Below are 20,709 nucleotides of genomic sequence, written 5' to 3'. Positions count from 1 at the left end.
CGCCGAACTGAAACTTGTTCTAGACAGTTTCGCTAATCTGTCTTACGGTCGATACATGACGAATGCGTCGTTTCGGCCTCCGGTCTTCGAACTTCGCTCCGGCCCCACCTGGGCCTCGCCGTGGGAGATGTACGCGGCCCTGCGGGAGCACGATCCGGTGCAGCACGTCGTACCGGCGGCGCGACCGGAGCACGACTACTGGGTGCTCACCCGGCACGAGCATGTCTACGCGGCGGCGCGGGACAGCGACACCTTCTCCTCGCGCGACGGGCTGACGGTGGAATACGGCGAACTCGACGAACTCGGCCTCACCGACAACCCCCCGCTGGTGATGCAGGACCCGCCGCAGCACACCGACTTCCGCAAACTGGTCGCTCGCGGATTCACCCCGCGCCAAGTCGAGGACGTGGAGCCGGTCGTGCGCCGCTTCGTGCGCGAACGGCTCGACGCCATCGCGGCCGACGGCGGCGGCGACATCGTCAAGCAACTGTTCAAGCCGCTGCCGAGCATGGTGGTGGCGCACTACCTCGGGGTGCCGGAGCAGGATCGGGCGAGGTTCGACGGGTGGACCGACGCCGTCGTCGCGGGCAGCATCGACCGGACGAACACCAAGGCGCAGGCGGCGTCGGCGGAGATGATGGGGTACTTCGCCGAGCTGATCAAACACAGGCGGACCGACCCGGGGGACGACACCGTGTCGCTACTGGTCCAGGCGGGGATGGCGGCCGACGACACGGACGTGCGCGGGCTGATCCAGATCCTCGCCTACACCTGGACCATGGTCGCGGGCGGCAACGACACCACCACGGGCCTGCTCGGCGGCGCCGTCCAACTGCTGCAACAGCACCCGGACCAGCGCGCCGCGCTGGCCGCGGAACCGGACCGGATTCGCGTCGCGGTGGAGGAGTTCGCCCGGCTCACCGCGCCGGTGCAGGGATTGGCCCGCACCGCGACGCGCGACGTGGAACTGGCCGGGAAGACGGTGCCTGCGGGACGGAAGGTGCTGCTGGTGTTCGGGTCGGCCAATCGCGACGAGCGGGCGTTCGGCCCCGATGCCGCCGAGCTGGACATCGAGCGGAATCCGCAGCGCATCCTCACCTTCGGGCACGGGCCGCATCACTGTCTCGGCGCGGCGGCCGCGCGGATGCAAGCCCGGGTCGCGCTCGAGGAGTTGCTCGATCGCTTCCCGGAGTACGTCGTCGACATCGACGCGGTCGAATACGCGAGCGGTCCGTACGTCCGCAGGCCGACTACTGTGCCGTTCCGGTGCGGGACGTGAGCACGGAAAGGGACACGGCATGAGTGGCGATTGGCTGGCCGACGGCCGCGCCGAACTGGCCGGTGAGCGCATTCTCGACGCGGTGCGCGCGCTGTTCATCGACAAGGGCGTCAGCGGGGTCGGCATGGCCGAAGTCGCCGAGGCCGCAGGGTGTTCCAGAGCGACGCTGTATCGCTACTTCGAGAACCGGCAGGCGCTCTACGTGGCGTTCGCGGGCCGGGAGGCACGGCAGCTGGTGGAGCGCGTCTGGCGGGACCGGGCCGCGCCCGCGAACGCGGAGCCGGGGGAGCAGTTGCTCGACACGTTGACCGCGCTGCTGGCCGAGGTGCGCAAGACGCCGCATCTCGCGGTCTGGTTCGAACCGTCCAACGCGGGAATCGTGGCCCAGCTGGCGAATTCACCGGGTGTGGTCGACGCGCTGGCCACCGACTTCGTCGCCGGATTCCGACCGGGGCTGTCGTCAGTGGCGGCCAAGCGGGTCGGCCACTGGGTGGTGCGCGCGATGGTGTCCTTGCTGACGTTGCCCGGCGCGGGCGAAGACGAGGAACGCGGGATGCTGCGCACCTTCGTGCTGCCGTTCCTGCTCGACCACCGGACCGTGATCGACTGACGCCGGTCGACCGGAGCCGCGCGGACTCCGGTCGACTTGTGCGCAACGGGCTCAGACGATCGCCGCCGAGTAGTCGGGCAGATCGTAGGTCTCGGTCTTGCTCAGCATCCGCAGCATGACCGGTCGCATCGCCTTCGACATCATCAACTTGCTGACGGCGTGGCCCGCGCGGATACCGAAGCGGGACTTGGGCGTCATGGCGTTCAGGCCGCCCGGCTGCAACTGCTGGGCCGTGCGCACGAACGGGCGCAGCACCTCTTCGTAGCGGGCCAGACCCATTCCGGGGTCGTCGGCGTGCGCGGCGAGCTCACCGGCGAGCACGTACGCGCCCACCAGTGCCATCGCGGTGCCCTGCCCCGTGAGCGGGGAACCGCAGTATCCGGCGTCGCCGAGCAGGACCACGCGGCCTTCGACCCAGCTCGGCATGTCGATGCGAGCCAACTCGTCGAAGTAGAAATCGGGCGCGCCGGACATCGCCGCCGCGATCCGAGCGGACTCCCAGCCGCCGCCGGCCAGGCGCTCGCGGATGAACTGTTGCTGTGCCGAGACGTCGCGGCGCAGCGCGGGGTCCGCCGCCGCGCGCAGCACGACGAGCGCTTTGCAGGTGGCCTGGTCGGCGTCGGGGCGCATGCCCAAGCCGGTGCCCCCGACCAGCGAGTGCATCGTGAACCAGTGCGGCTCGAGGTCTTCCGGCCGCGGCAGCGTGAAGAACGACATGTATCCGCCGAGGTAGGTCGCGAACTGCTCCTCGGGGCCGAACACCATCCTTCGGGTGGCGGAGTGCAGTCCGTCCGCGCCGATCACGATGTCGAAGCGCTCGGCCGTGCCGGAGGCGAAGGTCACGTCGACGCCCGTGCCGTCCTGCCGGATCTCGGTGATCCACTCGCCGTAGCGGTAGTCGACGCCGCCCTCGGCGTCGAGCAGGTCGAGCAGCACCTGGTTGAGATCCCCTCGGGTGATCTCGATTTCGGCGACCGCGCCCTTGCCGTCGAAGAGTTCGGCGGACATGCGGAGGATCTCACGGCCCGCGTCGTCGACGTACTTCATGCCGCGCTCGTCGAGCTGATATTCCCGGATGCCCGGCATCATGCCCATCCGCTCGGCCACCTCGCGGCTGGGTCCGCGCAGGTCGACGGCCTGTCCGCCGGGGCGAGGCGCGGCGGCGCGCTCGACCACGGTGGCCCGGATGCCGGACCGGAGCAGTTGCAGCGCAACGGCATTGCCGCCGATGCCGCCGCCTGCTACGAGCACGCGGAGCTGGCTTACGGACTTGGCGCTCATGACTTCCCTCGACTCCCACTGGATTGACCAAATGTCTTAGACATATGTCTAACATGCGGTGGTACGAATGTCTAGCACAAATGTCTAAACCTGCTCGCAAGAGAAAGCCCATGGCGGCGAGGGGTGCTCGCGGCCATGGGCTCGGTGGTGAATCGCAGGAGCTAGGAACGATGTTGGAGGTATCTGCGCCAGCTCGCGTGGTGGGTGATATCGGTGGCGGCGTTCGCGGCGTCGTAGGTGCAGGCGAACCCGACGACCTCGCGGCCATCGGCGAGTTCGATGCTGGTCAACGCCATGGGAGCGGGCAGCTCGGCGAGGAAGCGACCCAGCCCGGCCGTGGCGACGCGAAAAAGCTCTCCCTCGATCGGAGCGCCGCGGCCGGGTCCGTGCCGCACCAGTCCTGGTTTCGGCGGTGTGGTGTCCAGCGCGGCCAGTCGGTAGGCGTCGGTCGTCCTGATCTCGCCGAGGAAGCGCGCGCCCAGTTGTTCGAGCTGCCAGTGCAGTGGCTGCCCGCGCAGGTGCGCACCGAAGACGGCCAGGTCGGCGCCGTGGTCGACGAGCAGCGGCGCGCTGTCGTGACCGAGCAGACGGGCGGCGAGATCGACGGCCACCTGATCGGCGAAGGCGGGGGTGACCAGCATGACCCCGAACGGAGCACCGTCGGCGGTGGGTGCGCCCGGCACGGCGACGGCCGCCATGTCCAGCAGATTGCAGAAGTTGGTGTAGGTGCCCATCCGCCGGTTGATGCCGACCGGATCGGCCCGCACCGCGGCGATGCTCGGATGCTCGGTGGTCGTCGGCAACAGCAGCGCGTCGAAGCCGTGCAGCAGTTCGGCGGCCGTCGCCTTGGCACGGGCCAGCCGGTCGAGGTCGGCGGCGAACGCCGGACCGGTCTTCTCCCGCGCGGCGCCGATGATGGCGGCGACCGTGGGATCGGCCCCGGCGGGTGCGGTGTCCAGGAACGCGCCCACCGCGGCATGGCGTTCGGCGACGAGCGCGCCGTCGTAGAGCAACAGCGCGGCGTCGAGCAAGGCGGAAACGTCGATTTCCTCGGTCTTCGCGCCCGTCTCCGCGACCACGGCGACCGTGCGCGCGAACGCTTCCCGGTATGGATCGCTGAGCGCGACGAGGTCCTCGGGCCGCGGCACGGCGATGCGCGGCGCGAGCGGTGCGGCCAGCCGGACATCGGCGGGCCACGTGCGGCTGCGCGGGTCACGCGGCTCAGGGCCCGCCATCACCGCCGCCGCGGAAACCGCCGAGTCCAGGTCGGCGGCGAAGACCGTCACGGCGTCGTAGTCCGCACAGGCGGGCACGGTCCCGTGCGCCGGGATCACCCCGAGAGTGGCTTTGATGCCGACGATCCCGTTCAGTGCGGCGGGCACCCGGCCGGAGCCGGCCGTATCGGTGCCGATTCCGATATCCGCGATGCCGAGCGCCACCGCCACCGCCGAACCGGAACTCGACCCGCCCGACACCAGTTCCGGGTAGCGGGCGTTGCGCACCGCGCCGTACGGACTGCGCGTCCCGACCAGTCCCGTGGCGAACTGGTCCAGGTTCGTCTTGCCCAGCACCAGCGCTCCCGCCGCGAGCAATCGCTCGATCGCGGCCGCGGTCGCCTCGGGCAGATAAGCGAACTCCGGGCAGGCCGCGGTGGTCGGCAGCCCCGCCACATCGATGTTGTCCTTCACCGCCACCAGGACGCCGGCCAGCGGCAAGGTCTCCCCGGCGGCGAGCCTGCCCGCGAGCGCGGCCGCTTCGGCGGCGACCTCGGCTTCCGGTCGCAGGGTGATCCACACCTCCGGCCGATCGACCTCGGCGATCCGCCGATAGGCGGCCGCGACGCGTTCGACGGGGTCGGCTGCCGTGTCGCCTAGGAGGGGCATTCAGTCGACTCCGATCACTACGAGGGGCGTTCCCGGCTCCACCTTGGCGCCGGGCGTGGTCAGTACCTTCAACACGGTGCCCGTGCGCGGGCTGTGCACGGGTAGTTCGAGTTTCATCGCCTCCAGGACGGCCACCGGAGCATCGGCCTCGACCCGTTGCCCCGGTGCGACCTCCACCCGCCAGACATTGCCGATCATCGGTGCGGTCACCACCGTCGCGTCGGCGGGCAGCCCGGCCAGCGGATCGTCGATCGGCGCGGCGACGGGCGCGACGGTGCCGCGTTCGAATTCGCCCGCCGCCCGCCACGCCTCCTTCTCCGCCTCGAACGCGACGGCCTGCCTGGTTTCGAACTCGGCGATGGACTCGGCCTCGGTGCGCAGCAGCCGCAGATGGTCGGCGAGCGCGAAACTGCCCTCGCTCACCTCGGCGTCGAATCTGCCCGCCTCGGCCGCGGCACGATGTTCGAGCAACTGCTCCGCGCCGACCGGTTCCCACACGATGCGATCGAAGAACCGGAACAGCCAGGGCGTGCCCGCTTCGAACGGCGCGGCCTGCCGGTAGCTGGACCAGATCGGCACGGTACGGCCGATCAGCTGGTAGCCGCCGGGGGAGGCCATCCCGTAGACGCACAGGTACTTGCCGCCGATGCCGACCGCGTCGGACGGGGTCCAGGTGCGTGCCGGGTTGTACTTGGTGGTGACCAGGCGGTGTCGCGGGTCAAGCGGAACCGCCAGCGGCGCACCGAGGTACACGTCTCCGAGGCCGAGCACGAGATATTCGGCGTCGAAGACGGTGGCCCGCACATCGTCCACACTGTCGAGCCCGTTGATGCGGCGGATGAACTCGATGTTCGACGGCAGCCATGGCGCGGTGTCGCGCACGCCGCTGCGGTAGCGGTCGATCGCTTCCGCGATGGAGGGGTCGTCGAACGACAGCGGCAGCCGGATGGTGCGGCTGGGCACCACCAGGTCGGTCGTCGCGGGCAGGTCGAGTTCGAGTTCGGTCAAAGTGCCGAGCAACCGGTGCTGCGGTAACACCTCGGGATCGAAGTGGACGTGCAGGGACCGCACACCAGGGGTCACGTCGAGCACGCCGGGCAACCGGACGGCCGCGAGTGCTTCGGCGAGGGCGTGCACTCGCATACGCAACCCCAGATCGAGGACCATCTCGCCGTATTCGACCAGCACGTTGTCGTCACCGCCGCGCAGGTAACGCACGCGCGGGCGGTCCGGTGACGCCTCGACGCCGCCGAGCACGCCGCGATCGCGCCGGGCGGCGCGGGAATCGGTCACCAGATCCGGCACGCGGCTGCCGTTGGACGCCCGCAACTCGGCCGCCTTGTCGTCGTCGACCGGCACGAACCGCACCGAGTCGCCGGGACGCAACTGACCCATCCGCCAGCGATGCGCGGACACCACGGTGAGCGGACAGGCGAACCCGCCGAGGCTGGGGCCGTCGGGGCCGAGCAGGATCGGGGTGTCGCCGGAGACGTTCAACGCGCCCACGCTGTAGGGGTTGTCGTGCAGGTTGGACGGGTGCAGCCCGGCATCGCCGCCGTCGGTGCGCGACCACGCCGGCTTCGGGCCCTCCAGCCGGATGCCGGTGCGGTTGGCGTGGCTGCCGACGCGCCACGGGTATGCGCAGAACTGGTCCATGTCGGCGTCGGTGAAGTATGCGGGCGAGGTCTGCGGGCCGACACCGACCGCGAGCTGCCACTCGTGGGTGAACTGCGGCCGGTCGCCCGGCGGCACCGCGGCGGGGGCGCCGAGTGCGCCCGCGTCCGCGGGGGCGATGCCGAGCACGTCGCCGGTGGCCACCGCCTTACCGGTCACGCCGCCGAATCCGCCGAGGGTGAAGGTGGACGCGCTGCCGTGATACAGCGGCGCGTCGATGCCGCCGCGCACCGCCAGATAGGTGCGCAGGCCGGTGTCGGCCGGAGCGCCGATATCGAGCACCGCGCCCGCGGCCACGGTGACGGGCTCCCACATCGCCACCGGCAGGCCGTCCACGGTCACCGGAGCCGGAGCGCCGGTCACGCACACCACCGTGGTGTCGGAGAAGCGCAACTGCGGGCCCTGCAAGGTGCATTCGAGCGCAGGGACGCCGACCGGGTTGCCGACAGCGGTGTTGGCGAGGGTGAAGGAGAGATCGTCCATCGGACCCGACGGCGGAATGCCCACCTCCCACAGACCGATCCGGCCCGGATGATCCTGCACCGTGGTCATGGTTCCGCCGCGCAGCACGTCGATGCGGCGGCCGACCGGGCGGATCTCGGCCAGCGTGGTGGTGGTGTGCTCGGCGCGCGACACACGGCCGTCGGCCGCGGCCTCGCGCAGTTGCGGCAGATTCGTCTGCACGCCGTAGATCCGGGTCGCACCGAGTGCGGTGCGCAGTGCGGCGAAAGCGTCGGCCCGGTTCTCGCCGCTGCTGATCACCTTCGCCAGCAGCGGGTCGTAATACGAGCTGACCTCCGAACCGGTGCCGATCCACGTGTCGACCCGGACGTCGTCAGGAAAGTGCGCGGCCGTGACCAGGCCCGCGCTCGGGCGGTAATCGTGGCCGGGGTCTTCCGCGTAGACCCGCGCCTCCACCGCGTGGCCGGTGATCGCCGGTCCGGTCTCGGGCTGCTCGTCCACCATCGAGGTGTCGCCGCCGGCCAGGCGCAGCATCCACTCCACCAGGTCGACACCGGTGATCGCCTCGGTGACCGGATGCTCGACCTGCAAGCGCGTGTTCATCTCCAGGAACGACGCGGCTCCGTTGTCGGTGTCGTAGACGAACTCCACGGTCCCGGCCGAGCGGTACCCGACCGAGCGGGCCAGCTCCCGCGACGCCGCCAGCAGGTGCTGCGACAGCTCCGCGGTGAGTCCCGGCGCCGGGGCCTCCTCGATCACCTTCTGGTTGCGGCGTTGCAGCGAGCAGTCCCTGGTGCCGAGGCTGACCACGCGGCCGTTGCCGTCGCCGAACAGCTGCACCTCGACGTGCCTGGCTCGCGCGACGAAACGTTCCAGGAAGACGCCCGCCGAACCGAAGTTCGCCGCGGCGATACGTTGCACCCGCTCGTAGACCGCGCGCAGTTCGTCCGGGCCGAAGCAAGCCTGCATGCCGATGCCGCCACCGCCGCCGACCGCCTTCAGCATCACGGGGAAACCGATCCGCTCCGCCTCCGCCACGGCGTGATCGGCCGATTCGAGCAGGCCGGAGCCAGGGATCAGCGGCACGCCGACCGCGCGGGCGGCCGTACGGGCGGTGTGTTTGTCACCGAAGACGCGCAGTTGCTCGGCGGTCGGCCCGACGAACGCGATGCCCGCCTTCTCGACCGCCGTGGCGAAATCCGCGTTCTCCGACAGAAACCCGTAGCCGGGATGAACGGCTCCCGCTCCGGTCGCCAGCGCCGCCTCCACCACCGCGTCGGCGCGCAGGTAGGACTGCGCGGCGGGCCCGGGCCCCAGGCGCACGGCGACATCGGCCGTTTCGACGTGCGCCGCGCCCACATCGGCATCGGAGTACACGGCCACCGTCTTCAGCCCGAGCCGCCGGGCGGTGCGCATTACGCGGCAGGCGATCTCGCCGCGATTGGCGACGAGCACCGTATCGAATTGCAGACTCACTACCGCTCCCTGTTAATCCGTGGCCAGTGACATCGCCGCGATCGCGCGGGTGACCCGTTCGAGCACCACGTCCAGCGACTCACCGATGTGCGTGTGCAGCAGCCGGTAGGCGAGCGGAAGATCCTCGTCCAGAACGGCTTCCAGAATGCCGAGATGCTCGGCGATGGTGGTCTCGATCCGGTTGTTGACCATGAAGTCGTACATGCGCACGTGGCGGATGCGGGAATTCACCGCTTTGAGCGCGCGCACCATCTCGGTGTTGCCCGCCGCGGTCAGCAGGGCGACGTGGAATTCCTCGTCGCGCACCACGAAGCCGGGTTCCTGCTCCGGCGGGTCGGCGCGCAATTCCAGCCAGGCGGCGCGCTCGGCCTCCAGCAGCGCCCGATCGTGGGTGACCGCCGGATTGGTCATCGCGCGCTGTAGACCGCCAAGCTCCAAGGTGATGCGCAGCTCGTACAGGTCGCGGATCAGCGGGATGCTCGGCCGGACCGGACTGAACCCGTATTCTTCACGTTGCAGCAGTCCGTCCGAGCACAACACGGTCAGCGCCTCGCGGATCGGCGTGCGCGAGATGCCGAAGCGGGTGGACAGTTTCGGCTCGGTGAGGCGCTCCCCGAACTTGATGTCCCCGTTCATGAGCTCGCCGCGCAGCTTCTCGTATACCACGTCGCGCAGGGGTTTGCCCGCCGCGTCGGCCAGGGTCGCTATCCGTGTCGACATGCCTGTATACGCTATTGACCTCGCGTTTCGGTGGAGTGACCGTAAGTTATCGCCGCGTTAGCGTCTGCTCACCACGCCGGTCGGCGCGATGTTCGGCGGCTGGGTGGGTAGTCGGGACGAAACGAAATCCCGCGCGGGCTCGACAAAGTCGTCGAGTCGGTTGTCCATCAGCGAAGATCGAGGAGAAGATATGAAGCGCAGCACGAAGTTCGCCGGAGTACTCGCCGCCGCCGCGATGGCGCCGCTGTTGGCAGCCGGTAGCGCCCAAGCCGACACCGGCACGGTCTACTTCTCGGCGGGCAGCACGAACTGCGCGATTTTCGCGGACGGTTCCCTCGGATGCGATTTCGGCTATCCCCAGCACCTGAGCTACTACGTCGGCGGCAACTACATCCCGGTGCCGGTGACGATCAACGAGATCGTGATCGACCAGGCCTGGCTGCCCGCGCATCCCACCTTCGACCCGGGCACGCCGTACACCCTGCCGGGCGGCAATCCCAGCATCAACGACGTGAAAACCGGCTCCGGCCAGTGGGGCCCGATCATCGAGCACGCCGGGGCGACGTGCCAGGTCGGCTTCCACGGCAGCTTCACCTGCCAGGCGCTCGGCCGCGGATTCAGTTCCTACGGCGCCACGGTCACCGCCTGAGTGTCCGACCGGCGTGCTCGCCGTCCGCGAGCGCGCCGGTCGCAGTCGCTCCCGCTACCGGCCGCTCGTGCCGTCGAGCCGGATGACCTGGGCGTTCACCGTGCTCGCCGCGGCACCGGCCAGATAGGCGACCACCGCGCCCGGCTCGGTCGGCCGCAACGAGGCGAGTGTGGTCTCGAGCTCCGCGTTGTCGGTCGTCCCCGCGCCGTAGCTGACCGTGTTGACGGTGATCCGCCGGGGCGTGAAGTCCGGGGCAACGGCTTGGCCGAGTTGTTCGACCGCGCCGCGCGTCGCGTCGTGCACAGCGCTGCCCGGGGCGGCCGGATCGCAGACGTTGATGACCCGGCCTTCGTCGGCCAAGTGCTGCAAAGCCAGTTGCAGACCGTGGAAGACGCCCTTCACCGTGGCCGCGAAATTGCTGTCGAACGCCTCCGAGCTGAGCTTCGGGAACGGTTCCGACTCCGGCACCGCGGCGGTGTTGACCAGCACGTGCCACCCGCCGCCTTCCTCGAGCAGCGCCTGCACCAGCTCCTCGTATTCGTCGTGATCGGCGATGTCCGCCGCGAGCGCCAGCGCCGTGCCACCCGCCTCGGTGATCTCCTTGACGACCTCCGCGGCGGGCTCGGGGAAGTGCGGATGCTGCACCACGACCTTGGCGCCTTGCGCGGCAAGCGTTTTCGCGATCGACCTGCCTATTCCGGTGTAGGCCGCCGTGACCAGCGCGGTCTTCCCGGACAGTGGTCTGTCCGCGGGCACGCTATCGACGGGCTTGCTCATCTGCCGACCTTTCGTCGATTGCGGGAAATCGGTTCTAGCGATGATATTCCCGCATGCGATCGGACCAACCTACGATCGGCCTGCCACCAACGTGTCGAGTTCGTCGGCAACAGTGCGGACCGCAATGGCCGCAGGCCGCTAGCGCGGTGTGGATGGATGAGGAGGGGATGCCGCCGCACAAGATCGCGGTCGTGCTCGGCTACGAGAACGCCACCACGACGATGCAGTACTACGTCCGACGGGTGGAGGATTGGGACGCGGTGCGTAAGACAATGGACGACAGCGACGATGCTGGACGGCGTGCTGGTGAGCTGATTCCGGGCTGATGCTGCCTACTGGCATCGGCGTCGCTCCGGCTGTCCCTGGCAACGGAGAAGGCCCCTGACCACTCCTAATGGTCAGGGGCCTTCCCGTCGTCTCAACCACGAGTCGGGGTGACAGGATTTGAACCTGCGACCTCTTCGTCCCGAACGAAGCGCGCTACCAAGCTGCGCCACACCCCGTGAAGTGGACCTGGAGTAGCTTACAACAGGGGTGCCCGAGACGTTAAACCGGCAGGTCAGTCAGCCTTCGAGGGGTCGGATGCTGGTGAAGATGCGCTTGGCGGTCTCGGCGTCGAGCGCGTGCGGGACGCCGGTGTCTGCGGCGATCACCATGACGAAGTTCCCCTGGTCGTTGGGGAACGCGGCGGTGTAGATGGAGTACGCCTTCGCGCAGCCGGGCTTGGCGTCGGAGACGGTGCCCTTGGTCTCCACGAACATGCCGTGCTGCGATCCGTCCAGCGACGCCAGCGGCATGGGCAGGCCGGGTGTGCCGCCGGTCGTCCCCTTGTAGGCGAGCGTGGCGGTTCTCGTGCCGAGTTCGGTGGCCGCCTTTCCCGGATCGGCAGTGTTCGAGCCGGTCAGGAAGGCCACGGTCCGCGTCGAGCCGGGGCAGTAACCCTTGCCCTCGCTGGCCAAGCCCTTACCCGCGACGGCGTTCGGTGGCTCGCCGAAGCCGCCGATGGTGCCCGGCGGCGCGACCGTCCAGTCGGCGGGCACGTCGTAGGCGGCGCCGCTGTCGGGCGCACGGACGACCTGATAGCCGGGGACGACCGGAGTCTTGTCGCCGGAACCCCGCGCGGTGGTCGTCGGGGCGGATCTGGTCGTGGTCCGGGCGGGCGCGCCCGCGGTGGTGGTGCCGAGTGCGTTCACCATCGACGGCGCGGTGTGCTGCGCGGGATCGTTCGTCTTCATGCGGCTGAGGACCACCGCACCGGCCACGAGACCGGCTACCAGCAGCACCGCCAGTCCGGCCGACAGGAAGACCTTTCCGTTGCCGCTCCCGCCGGGACTGTCCGGCGGCGGCCCGCCCGCCGGTGGACCGTAGCCGGGCTGGTACCGGCCATCCGGCGCGGTGCCGTACTGTCCGGGCCCGCCGACCGGTTGCCATTGCGGGGTCGGCGCGGGTTGGCCGAAGCGATCGGCGTTCGGGTAGCCGAGCAAGGTCGGTGCCGAATCGCCTTGCGGCGGTCGTGGATCCGGTCTCCCGCGGTCGAAAGGGACGGGCTGGTCGAGCGCGCCCAGCGGTTGACCGAGCATGGTCGGATCGTTGCGTCCGCCGCTGCCGGGCTGGGCTTGTGGCGGCCACTGCCCGGGAGGCGTCTGTCTCAGCATGGTGGGATCATCGCGGCCCGGCGGTCCGGGTTGCGCGGGACGGCCCGCCGAAGGGGCGAGCATGGTGGGGTCGTCCCGCGTGCCCGACGGTGAACCGCTGTCCGGGGACCAGCCCAGGGCTGGGTCGCTCTGCCAGCCGGGTTGCCACTGAAGCGTTGGCGCCGGCTCTTGATACGGCTGCCACTGCGTGGCCGGGTCGGGCTGCCACCACGGGGGCATCGCGCCGTTCTCGGTCGAGTCCGGAGGCCGCTGCCCAGGGGCCGGATCGGAAGACCGGCTTCGAGCGCCCTGCTGCCAGGGTGTGCCGGAGGGGCGTCCCGATTCGCCGGTGCCGCCCGGATGCGCTCCGGCGTGCGGTGGCCGAGCGCCGTCGTCATCGTCCGGCGGGGTAGGGACGGAACGTAAAGGGGGGAAGGATTGTTGCCCAGGAGTCGGCGGCCCGGCGGGCCGTCCCGGAGTAGTCGGGCCGCGCCGGTCGTCGAATCCACTCACAGTTGTCCCCTACCTGCCACACGTCTCGGCAGGGGACATTAGCGGGCGACGGCCTCCGATGCCGACACTCCCCGGCCCGTGTCGGCTCCCGGACGCTTCGGCGGCGCGGCCACCAGCGTCAACAGGGTCGCCTCCGGGCGGCAGCAGAATCGGTACGGCGCCCACGGCGAGGTGCCGACACCCGCGGAGACGTGCAACCGGGTGTGCTCGCCCCACTTCGACGGCCCCTTCACCCGGGACCGGTCGATCCCGCAGTTGGTGACCAGGGCGCCGTAGCCGGGGAGGCACAACTGGCCGCCGTGCGTGTGCCCGGCGAGGACCAGGTCGTACCCGTCCTCGGCGAAGCGGTCCAGCACCCGGGGTTCGGGGGAGTGGGTGAGGCCGAGCCGCAGGTCGGCCAACGGGTTCGGAGCGCCGGCGACAGTGTCGTACCGGTCGCGCTGCAAGTGCGGATCGTCGACACCGGCGGTGGCGATGCGGATGCCCGCCACTTCCAGGTCGCGGCGCACGTGCGTCAGATCGAGCCAGCCACGCTCGGTGAAGGCGGCGCGCAGGTCCTTCCACGGCAGCGGGGCTCCGTAGGTGCGGCGGTGATCCTTCTTGAAGTACTTCAGCGGGTTCTTCGCCACCGGCGCGAAGTAGTCGTTGCTGCCGAAAACGAAAAGGCCCGGACGAGAGAGCAACCCGCCGAGGGCCTGGACTACCGCGGGCACCGACTTCTGGTGCGAGAGATTGTCGCCGGTGTTGATCACCAGATCGGGCTCGAGCCGGTCCAGTTCCCGCAGCCATTGCTGCTTGAGTTTCTGGCCCGGCGTCATGTGCAGATCACTGATGTGGAGCACCCGCAGCGACGACGACCCCGGTGCCAGCACGGGCATGGTCGCCTCCCGTAGGACGAAGGCGTTGCGTTCGACCAGCGAGGCGTAGCCGATTCCGGCCACCGCGGCCCCGGCGGCTCCCAGCGCGGTCGTGCGTACAGCAGAGGTCGAGATCACGGGCATTTGCCCAGCATAGGTGACCTCGCGCAGGACCGCCGAGTGTGTTTCCGCACAGGCGCCCGTTTTCCGGCGGGAAATCGGGCCGCGCGGCAAATGTAGTGGGACCGCCGCGCCACAGCGGCTACCGTGAGCGGCATGTCGGAACTCAAATCGCAGCTGCGCGCGGATCTCACCGCCGCGATGAAAGCCAAGGACACGCTGCGCCTTTCCACGTTGCGGATGCTGCTGTCGGCGATCCAGAACGCCGAGGTCGCCGGCACGCAGGCTCGTGAACTCACCGACGCCGAAGTCGTCTCCGTGCTGCAGAAGGAGTCGAAGAAGCGCAGCGAATCCGCCGAGGTCTACACGCAGGCCGGGCGCGGCGAACTGGCGGCGAACGAGCGCGCCGAGGCGCAGATCATCGAGGAGTACCTGCCGACCCAGCTCACCGAGGCCGAGGTCGCCGATCTCGCCGACACCGCCATCGCGCAGGTCGCCGAGGAGATCGGGGAGCGGCCCGGCATGCGCCAGATGGGGCAGGTCATGAAGATCGCCACCGCGCTGGCCCAGGGCAAGGCCGACGGCTCGCGTATCTCGGCCGCGGTCAAGGCCCGGCTGTAGAACGGCGACGCGAAAGGGGCCGCGAACCGTACATACGGTTCGCGGCCCCTTTGCTTGCTCAGCGTGGGATCGGGATCGGAATGGGGATCGGTGGCAGCCGCGGCACGGGCAGCCCCGGGATGCCCGGCGGCGGCGGTGGCGGCCCCGGCGGCGGCGCGGCCCGGACGGTGCCGTCGCTGATGTACAGCGTGATCACCGAGCCGGGGATCGCCGACCCGTTGGGCGCGGTGCCCATGACGGTCCCCTTGGGGCGATCACCGGCCCCGGTCACCGGCGACACCTGGAAGCCGGCGGCGACCAGCGCCGCGGTGGCCTCGCCCTGTGTCATGCCGACGACGTCGGGTACCTGCGCGTTGTTCGCGCCGCGCACGTACTTGTTGTCCAGCGGGGGCAAGCCGGGCGGCGGGAACAGCGGTATCACCGGTTTGATCGCGTTGAACCAGGTGCGCGCGGGTTCGTTACCGCCGAACAGGTTGCCGTCGCCGCAGTTGCGCAGCGGGAACGAGCAGATCTCACCTGGGGTGGGGCTGTCGCCGTAGGCGTAGACCGCGGCGGCCAGAGCGTTCGTGAAACCGAGGAAGGCCGAGGAGCGGTGGCTCTCGGTGGTTCCGGTCTTGCCCGACATCGGGTAGTTCCAGCCCACCGACTGGGCCGCGCCCGCCGCCGTGCCGGAGGTGTCGTCCTTGCTCATGGCGTTGGCCAAGGTGTTGGCCAGGCCGGGCTCGACGACTTGTTCGCAGGCCTGCTGGGTGAGCGGCACCTGCTTGCCCTGGCGGTCGACGACCTCCTTGATCGGGTTCGGCGGGCACCACCGGCCGCCGGAGCCCAGTGTCGCGGCGACGTTGGACAACTCGAGCGGATTGATCGCGACCGGACCGAGGGTGAACGAGCCGAGGTTCTGTTCCTTGATCATGTCGGCCAGGCTCTGATTGCCGTGGCCGGAGGTGCCCGCTTCGGTGAACGAGCGCATCCCGAGCCGCACCGCCATGTCGACGGTGGGGGTGACGCCGACCGCCTGGATCAGCTTGACGAACGCGGTGTTCGGCGAGGTCGCCAGCGCCTCGGTCACCGACATGGGCGACTTGTACTTGCCCGCGTTCTCCACGCAGTAGGTGGCGGGCGGACATCCGCGGGCGCCGCCGTTACCCATGCCCTTCGCCTCGAACCGGCCGGGCACGTCGAGCTGGGCGTCGATGCCGAGCCCCTTCTCCATGGCCGCCGCGGTGGTGAAGATCTTGAAGATCGACCCGGCGCCGTCGCCGACCATGGAGTACGGCTGCGGCTGCACGGTCTCGTTCGCGTCCCGGTTCAGGCCGTAGGTGCGGCTGCTGGCCATCGCGAGCACCGGATGGGTGTCCTGACCGGGCCCCACCACGGACATGACTTCCGCGATGTTGTCCAGGTTCGGGTTCGCCGCGTCGGTCACCGCGTGTTTCACCGAGTCCTGCACGGCCGGATCGAGGGTGGTCTTGATCAGGTAGCCGCCCTTCTCGATCTGTTCGCGGCTGATGCCGGCGTTGGCCAGGTACTGCAGCGCGTAGTCGCAGAAGAAACCGCGGTCGTTGGCCGCGATGCAGCCGCGCGGCAGGCCCTTGGGCTCCGGCAGCACGCCCAGCGGCTTGGTCTTCGCCTCGCGGAACTCTTCGGCGCGGCTGGGGATGTTCTGGATCATCGTGTCCAGCACCGTGTTGCGCCTGGCCAGCACGCCGTCGGGGTTGGTGTAGGGGTTCAGTTTGGAGGAGCTCTGCACCATGCCGGCGAGCATCGCGGCCTGGGAGACGTTCAGATCGGCCGCGTCGACGCCGAAGTAGGTCTTCGCCGCGTCCTGGATGCCGTAGGACGAGTTACCGAACGGGACGAGGTTGAGGTACCTGGTGAGGATCTCGTCCTTGGTCAGCTCACGGTCCAGCGTCAGCGCCATCCGGATCTCCCGGATCTTGCGGGCCGGAGTGGTCTCGATGGCGGCGCGGCGCTCGGCGTCGGTCTTGGCGACCACGAGCAGCTGGAAGTTCTTCACGTACTGCTGGTCGAGCGTCGAGGCGCCCTGCTGGACCTCGCCGCTGGCGGAGTTGGTGAGAAACGCGCGTAGCGTGCCCTGCCAGTCGACGCCCTCGTGCTCGGCGAAGCGGCGGTCCTCGATGGACACGATCGCCAGTTTCATGTCGTTGGAGATCCGGTCGCTCGGAACCTCGAATCGGCGCTGCTCATATAGCCAGGCGATCGGATTGCCCGCCGCGTCGACCATGGTCGACACCGCGGGCACCGTTCCCTCGACCAGCTCCGAGGAGACGTTGTCGACGGCGTCGGCGGCACGGTTGGAGACGAACCCGAAGCCGCCGGCGAGCGGGAACAACAACCCGGCGACGAGCACGGAGGCCAGCACGCAGCTACCGGCCAGCCGCGCGAGCGTATGTGTGATCGGCACGAATCAAGACTACGGGTTGCCATTCCGGCGTTCTTGGCGGCATTTGTCCGAAGCGCGGAACTGGTTGTTCACGAGCCGGAATGGGCGTGTCGCGCGATCGTGCTCGGCGTGTCGCGAGAGGGCGCGCACGCAATCTGCCTGCCCGTCCTGTGCGCGCCGGGCTTTGCAGGGACGGACGTACCAAAAAATCTCGAGGTGGTCTTGCGCAAGCGCCATACCTTTACCTAGATTGAGAACCCAGTGTGATAGAGCTAACACTCAAAGTGGAATGTGGTGCACTTCGCAGCGGGGTTTGGGTGCTGCGTGGTGACAACGCGATTCTGGAGCGCCGTTGACCCGGTGTTCGGACTGCAAAGGGGCACACCAAATGCACATGACAACCCCCATCGCTCGATTGGACGTGGAGCAGGCCGAAGCGAGGATCGCCTGGGTAGCCCAGGCCCGATGCAAGGAAGTTGATCCCGATCAGTTGTTCGTCCGCGGCGCGGCGCAGCGCAAAGCGGCGACGATCTGCAGGCACTGCCCGGTGCTGATGCAGTGTGGTGCCGACGCGCTGGACAATCGCGTCGAGTTCGGTGTGTGGGGCGGCATGACGGAACGGCAGCGCCGCGCCCTGTTGAAGCAGCATCCGGAAGTGACCTCGTGGGCCGATTTCTTCCAGGCCCAGCGCCAGCATCAGGTGGCGATGTAGCCCCGGCGACGTTCGAAACAGAGCCCGCGGAAGCGGGCTCAGTTTCGTTTCAGGACTGTTATTTCCGTTCGACCAATAGCGGATACGCCTAAGTATCAGGCAGTCGCGCGTGCCGTGCCCGCCAGCTGATCCCCGACGGCGCGCAGCGCGTCGAGATCGGACACTTCGAACGGAAGCGCGGTGACCGACACGATCGGCACTCGCGGATGCGCTCCGGTGAAGCGGTGCAGCAGATGCTGTTCGCGCTTGTCGGTGGCGACCCGGCGGGCGTGCACCCGCAACACCGCCGCGGTGAGCGGATCGGAGTCCGCCACCTGGTCGGCGGCGGTGAGCGCGTGATCGGCGGGCAGTGAGCTCAGCACGGGATGGGTGCGGTTGAGCACCAGCCCCGCCAGCGGCATGCGTTCGGTGGAGAGGCGGTCGACGAAGAACGACGCCTCCCGCAGCGCGTCCGGTTCCGGCGCGGCCACCACCAGGAAGTGCGTGCCCGGCTTCGACAGCATCGCGAAGGTCCGCTCGGCCCGCTCCTGGAAGCCGCCGAACAGCGACTCCAAGGATTGCAGGAAGTTCGACGCGTCCTTGAGCATCTGTCCCCCCACGACGGTGGACACGCCGCGCACCGCGAGGCTCATCGCGCCGGTGACCAACCGGGTCACGCCACGGCCGGGAGCCATGATCACCCGGATCATCCGGCCGTTGAGGAAGTTGCCGAGTCGCTTCGGAGCGTCCAGGAAGTCGAGGGCGTTGCGCGACGGCGGGGTGTCGACCACGATCAGGTCCCACTCGCCGCGGTGGGCCAGCTGGCCCAGCTTCTCCATCGCCATGTATTCCTGTGTGCCACCGAAGGATGAGGCGACCGTCTGATAGAAGGGGTTGGCGAAGATCTGCGCCGCTTTCTCCCCGCTGGTGTGCTCGAGCACCATGTCGTCGAACGTGCGGCGCATGTTGAGCATCATCGCGTGCAGTTCGCCCTTGGCTTCCGGACCGAGCGCCACCCGCTGCGGGTTGTTGCCGAGGTCGGCGACGCCCAGTGACTGAGCCAGCCTGCGTGCCGGGTCGATGGTGAGCACCACGACCTTGCGCCCCTCTTCGGCGGCGCGCAGCGCGATGGCGGCGGCGGTGGTCGTCTTACCGACGCCGCCGGAGCCGCAGCAGACCACCACGCGTGCGGACGGGTCGGCGATGATCCCCGAGATATCCAGCGGGACCGCCGCGGGATGGGCCTGCGTGCTCATGCCCGCGCCTCGCTCGGCTCCGACAGGGCCACGGGCGTGGCGGTGTCGATGGTTCGCTCGCTCATCGGACTCCCTGTGCGGTGAGGTGTTCGGCTAGTTCGTACAGCCCGCCCAGGTCCATCCCGTCGGGAAGGGCGGGCAGGTAGAGCCGGGAGATGTCGACCTTCGCCAGTTCCTCGGCGCTGTCGTCCTGCGCTTGCAGAGTGGCGGAGTGCTCGATCGTTTCGGTGAGCAGCCCTTGGAACTCGCTGTCGGGCAAGCTGATCCCCGCGGCGTCCAGGCCCGCGCGGATGGCGTCGGCGTCCAGATCGCCCTGAGCGGCCCTGGCGCGCAGCTCGGGCGGGAGCTGGCCCTCGGTCGCCCGGTTCACGATGACGGTGCCGATGCGCAGGTCAGCGGCGGTGAGTTCGGCGACGGCGTCGGCGGTCTCCTGCACCGGCAGCGCCTCGAGCAGCGTGACCAGGTGGATCATCGTCTGGTCGGAGTGCAGCAGCTGCGAGACGCCCTCGGCCTGCGAGGCGATCGGCCCGCCCTTGGCCACCTCGGCCATCGCCTTGGTGACGTCGAGGAAGCCGGCGATCCGGCCGGTGGGCGGTGCGTCGACCACGATCTCGTCGTAGACGCGTTTACCGGACTTGTCCACCCTGACCGCGCACTCCTTGATCTTGCCGGTCAGGATGACGTCGCGCAGACCCGGCGCGATCGTGGTGACGAACTCGATCGCGCCCATCCTGCGCATCGCGCGGCCGGCGAAGCCGAGGTTGTAGAACATGTCGAGGTATTCGAGGAAGGCGTGCTCGATGTCCAGCGCCAGCGCCACCACCTCGCCGCCGCCGTCCGCGGTGGCGATCCGTGTCTCGGTCGGCGGCAGCGGCGGCAGGTCGAACAGCTGAGCGATCGATTGCCTGCTCTCCACCTCGACCAACAGCACCCGGCGCCCGCCCGCGGCCAGGGCGAGCGCCAGCGCTGCGGCAACCGTCGACTTGCCCGTGCCTCCCTTGCCGGAGACGTAGTGCAAACGAGCCTGTTCAGCGCGCTTCGGCCACCTTGCGCCCACTCCGGGCTCCTCCGAAAGCGGCACTGCTGTTGGTACTCCCACGATCGCGAGCCTATAACTGGTTCGCCGCCGCCGGGCACAGGCCGTACCAGACGGGCTGATCCCCAAGCGGTTCCCAACCCCCGCGACGAGTTGCGAGCCCACTCGCCGAAGCCCCCGATCACCGGGCGAAATCAGCAACCGAACCACGGAGTCGCCCGGGGTGAACGTGCGCGGTAGCCAGTGATCAATCCGACGCCGCCGAGCCAGGCGAGACCGACCGTGCTCGTTCGCGATGCGGTCGGATCCGCCCGACTGCCGCGGCTGCGGAGGCCGGGACAACGGTTGGTCCGCCAGGCGAGTGTTCACCGGCTGCGTGCTGAGCGCTCCACCACCCCTGGTTCGGGCGAACCGAGGCCGGTCCTGCGCCGCGCGCTGATAGAGCTGGACCCAGCCCCGCGCGAGGTAGAGGCGTTCGTGCCCGGTGTTCCGCCCGTACGCCAGCACGGGTCGCGCATACCGCGATGCGAGTGTTTACCGCCGACGTGCCCAGCGCACCGCAACTCCCGGTTTCAAGCGAAGCGAGACCGAGCATGCGCCGTTCGCGTTGGAAGAGCCGAAGCCAGTCACTCTGCGAGGTAAATGCCGGTGCGGGCACTCCCGTCCGACGTGCCCAGCGCACCGCAACCACAGGTTTCGAGCGAAGCGAGACCGAGCCTGTTCCGTTCGCGGCCCGGCTCGCGTTCGAGCGGCCGCCGCGTACGCG

16 protein-coding genes and 1 tRNA gene are annotated in these 20,709 nt (G+C 69.3%); 6 read left to right on the top strand and 11 right to left on the bottom strand.

The features are described 5' to 3' along the window. Positions 1 to 55: 55 nt before the first annotated feature. Positions 56 to 1,279: a cytochrome P450 gene (locus tag NB3_RS09390; protein ID WP_067799676.1), complete on the top strand. Its 1,224-nt coding sequence runs from the start codon at positions 56 to 58 to the stop codon at positions 1,277 to 1,279. 19 nt (positions 1,280 to 1,298) lie between these two features. Continuing rightward, positions 1,299 to 1,889, top strand: coding sequence for a TetR/AcrR family transcriptional regulator (locus NB3_RS09385; RefSeq protein ID WP_067799673.1), 591 nt, complete (start codon positions 1,299 to 1,301; stop codon positions 1,887 to 1,889). A 51-nt stretch (positions 1,890 to 1,940) separates the two neighbouring features. On the opposite strand, the gene NB3_RS09380 is transcribed toward NB3_RS09385, so the two are convergent. The 4 genes from NB3_RS09380 to NB3_RS09365 all read right to left on the bottom strand — a co-directional run bounded on the left by NB3_RS09380 (position 1,941) and on the right by NB3_RS09365 (position 9,385). After that, complete coding sequence (locus tag NB3_RS09380) at positions 1,941 to 3,170, bottom strand: FAD-dependent monooxygenase (protein ID WP_067799668.1); 1,230 nt, start codon at positions 3,168 to 3,170, stop codon at positions 1,941 to 1,943. A 161-nt stretch (positions 3,171 to 3,331) separates the two neighbouring features. Continuing rightward, positions 3,332 to 5,053 carry an allophanate hydrolase gene (gene atzF / locus NB3_RS09375; protein WP_067799665.1) on the bottom strand — a complete coding sequence of 574 codons (1,722 nt, stop codon included), beginning with the start codon at positions 5,051 to 5,053 and terminating at the stop codon, positions 3,332 to 3,334. Beyond that, the gene (uca, locus tag NB3_RS09370; RefSeq protein WP_067799662.1) at positions 5,054 to 8,665 is read right to left on the bottom strand and encodes an urea carboxylase; all 3,612 of its coding nucleotides are present in this window, start codon (positions 8,663 to 8,665) and stop codon (positions 5,054 to 5,056) included. Positions 8,666 to 8,677: 12 nt separating this feature from the next. Continuing rightward, positions 8,678 to 9,385, bottom strand: a complete 708-nt coding sequence (locus NB3_RS09365) for a GntR family transcriptional regulator (protein WP_067799659.1) — start codon at positions 9,383 to 9,385, stop codon at positions 8,678 to 8,680. A gap of 190 nt (positions 9,386 to 9,575) precedes the next feature. On the opposite strand from NB3_RS09365, the gene NB3_RS09360 reads away from it, so the two are divergent. Further along, positions 9,576 to 10,034, top strand: a complete 459-nt coding sequence (locus NB3_RS09360) for a hypothetical protein (RefSeq protein ID WP_067799656.1) — start codon at positions 9,576 to 9,578, stop codon at positions 10,032 to 10,034. A 54-nt stretch (positions 10,035 to 10,088) separates the two neighbouring features. Here NB3_RS09360 and NB3_RS09355 read toward each other — a convergent pair whose 3' ends face one another. Further along, positions 10,089 to 10,811, bottom strand: a complete 723-nt coding sequence (locus tag NB3_RS09355) for an SDR family NAD(P)-dependent oxidoreductase (protein WP_067799653.1) — start codon at positions 10,809 to 10,811, stop codon at positions 10,089 to 10,091. Between the two features lie 152 nt (positions 10,812 to 10,963). On the opposite strand from NB3_RS09355, the gene NB3_RS34935 reads away from it, so the two are divergent. Continuing rightward, positions 10,964 to 11,137, top strand: a complete 174-nt coding sequence (locus NB3_RS34935; protein ID WP_157111674.1) for a hypothetical protein — start codon at positions 10,964 to 10,966, stop codon at positions 11,135 to 11,137. Between the two features lie 103 nt (positions 11,138 to 11,240). Here the strand turns inward: NB3_RS34935 and NB3_RS09350 are convergent. From NB3_RS09350 to NB3_RS09340, 3 genes are all read right to left on the bottom strand, one after another. Further along, positions 11,241 to 11,314: transfer RNA gene (locus NB3_RS09350), tRNA-Pro, on the bottom strand. A 60-nt stretch (positions 11,315 to 11,374) separates the two neighbouring features. Continuing rightward, the gene (locus tag NB3_RS09345) at positions 11,375 to 12,466 is read right to left on the bottom strand and encodes a DUF8017 domain-containing protein (protein WP_157111672.1); all 1,092 of its coding nucleotides are present in this window, start codon (positions 12,464 to 12,466) and stop codon (positions 11,375 to 11,377) included. A 530-nt stretch (positions 12,467 to 12,996) separates the two neighbouring features. Beyond that, positions 12,997 to 13,959, bottom strand: a complete 963-nt coding sequence (locus NB3_RS09340; RefSeq protein ID WP_067799647.1) for a metallophosphoesterase — start codon at positions 13,957 to 13,959, stop codon at positions 12,997 to 12,999. Positions 13,960 to 14,091: 132 nt separating this feature from the next. On the opposite strand from NB3_RS09340, the gene NB3_RS09335 reads away from it, so the two are divergent. After that, on the top strand, positions 14,092 to 14,556 hold the full coding sequence (locus tag NB3_RS09335; protein ID WP_067799643.1) for a GatB/YqeY domain-containing protein: 465 nt from the start codon (positions 14,092 to 14,094) through the stop codon (positions 14,554 to 14,556). A gap of 58 nt (positions 14,557 to 14,614) precedes the next feature. Here NB3_RS09335 and NB3_RS09330 read toward each other — a convergent pair whose 3' ends face one another. Next, positions 14,615 to 16,981 carry a penicillin-binding protein gene (locus NB3_RS09330; RefSeq protein ID WP_067799640.1) on the bottom strand — a complete coding sequence of 789 codons (2,367 nt, stop codon included), beginning with the start codon at positions 16,979 to 16,981 and terminating at the stop codon, positions 14,615 to 14,617. 367 nt (positions 16,982 to 17,348) lie between these two features. Between NB3_RS09330 and NB3_RS09325 the strand changes: the two genes are divergently transcribed. Continuing rightward, on the top strand, positions 17,349 to 17,672 hold the full coding sequence (locus NB3_RS09325; protein WP_014981178.1) for a WhiB family transcriptional regulator: 324 nt from the start codon (positions 17,349 to 17,351) through the stop codon (positions 17,670 to 17,672). A gap of 95 nt (positions 17,673 to 17,767) precedes the next feature. Here the strand turns inward: NB3_RS09325 and bagB are convergent, their stop codons facing one another. Both bagB and bagA read right to left on the bottom strand, forming a co-directional pair. Next, positions 17,768 to 18,907 (bottom strand): ATPase BagB, encoded by a 1,140-nt coding sequence (bagB, locus tag NB3_RS09320; protein ID WP_067799637.1) that lies wholly within the window; start codon positions 18,905 to 18,907, stop codon positions 17,768 to 17,770. A 61-nt stretch (positions 18,908 to 18,968) separates the two neighbouring features. After that, a complete protein-coding gene (gene bagA / locus NB3_RS09315; protein WP_067799633.1) occupies positions 18,969 to 19,988 on the bottom strand; it encodes an ATPase BagA in 1,020 nt (339 codons plus the stop codon). Between the last annotated feature and the right edge of the window lie 721 nt (positions 19,989 to 20,709).

Origin of the sequence: Nocardia beijingensis NBRC 16342, from assembly GCF_001612785.1 — a bacterium.
Lineage (GTDB): Bacteria > Actinomycetota > Actinomycetes > Mycobacteriales > Mycobacteriaceae > Nocardia > Nocardia beijingensis.
Note: the sequence above shows the minus strand (reverse complement) of the source record. Positions and strands in the feature narration are given on the sequence as shown.